The following is a 1,201-nucleotide window of genomic DNA, read 5'->3' on the forward strand; positions in this document are numbered from 1 at the left end:
CATGAGGTAGTAACGGAGTGGGTCAAGTCCATAACGTTCTACTAGCATTTCAGGGTAAACGACATTCCCTTTAGACTTAGACATCTTGCCGTCTTTCATGACGAACCAACCATGGGCAATCAAACGTTCAGGCAACTTCATATCCAACATCATGAGAAGGATTGGCCAGTAGATGGAGTGGAAACGAAGGATGTCTTTTCCGACCATGTGGAAGACCGTTCCATTCCAGAATTTATCATAGTTAGCATGATCGTCTTGACCGTAACCAAGAGCAGTCGCATAGTTAAGAAGGGCATCAATCCAAACGTAGACAACGTGTTTTGGATTTGATGGGACTGGCACACCCCAGGTAAAGGTTGTACGAGAAACCGCTAAGTCTTCCAAACCTGGCTCGATAAAGTTACGTAACATTTCATTAAGACGACCATCTGGAGTGATGAAGTCAGGATGTGATTTGAAGAATTCTACCAAACGGTCTTGGTATTTGCTGAGGCGAAGGAAATAAGATTCCTCAGAAACCCATTCAACCTCGTGGCCTGATGGAGCGATACCGCCCGTCACATTCCCAGCTTCATCACGGAAAACCTCCGCAAGCTGGCTTTCTGTAAAGAATTCTTCATCCGAAACCGAATACCAGCCAGAATATTCACCCAAGTAAATATCATCCTGAGCAAGCAAGCGTTCAAAGACCTGTGCTACTACTTTTTCATGGTATTCATCAGTTGTACGGATGAATTTATCATATGAGATATCTAATAATTTCCAGAGTTCTTTGACGCCAACCGCCATCCCATCAACATAAGCTTGAGGTGTGATGCCAGCTTCTTCAGCTTTTTGCTGGATTTTCTGCCCATGCTCGTCAAGACCTGTCAAATAAAAGACATCGTAACCCATGAGACGTTTGTAACGAGCTAGGACATCACAGGCGATGGTTGTGTAGGCAGAACCGATATGAAGTTTACCAGATGGATAGTAAATCGGCGTTGTAATATAAAAATTCTTTTCAGACATAATTTTTCCTTTCCAGGCAAATGAAACCTGTTTTTCTAACACTTCATTATATCATATTTTTAGTGATTTTCGATAGGAAAATCCATACAAAAACAAGACAGACAAATGTCCATCTTGTTTTTTCTGTTCTATATCTTATTCATAACGAAGGGCTTCAATCGGATCAAGCTTAGACGCTTTATTGGCTGGT

The 1,201-nt window shown here is 41.9% G+C and carries 1 protein-coding gene; it reads right to left on the reverse strand.

All coding sequences use genetic code 11. The features are described from left to right. The coding region (metG, locus tag SORDD16_RS05005) for a methionine--tRNA ligase (protein WP_081215142.1) at positions 1-1,011 on the reverse strand (1,011 nt) is incomplete at its 3' end. Positions 1,012-1,201: the final 190 nt, after the last annotated feature.

The organism is Streptococcus oralis, assembly GCF_001578945.1.
GTDB lineage: Bacteria > Bacillota > Bacilli > Lactobacillales > Streptococcaceae > Streptococcus > Streptococcus oralis_Q.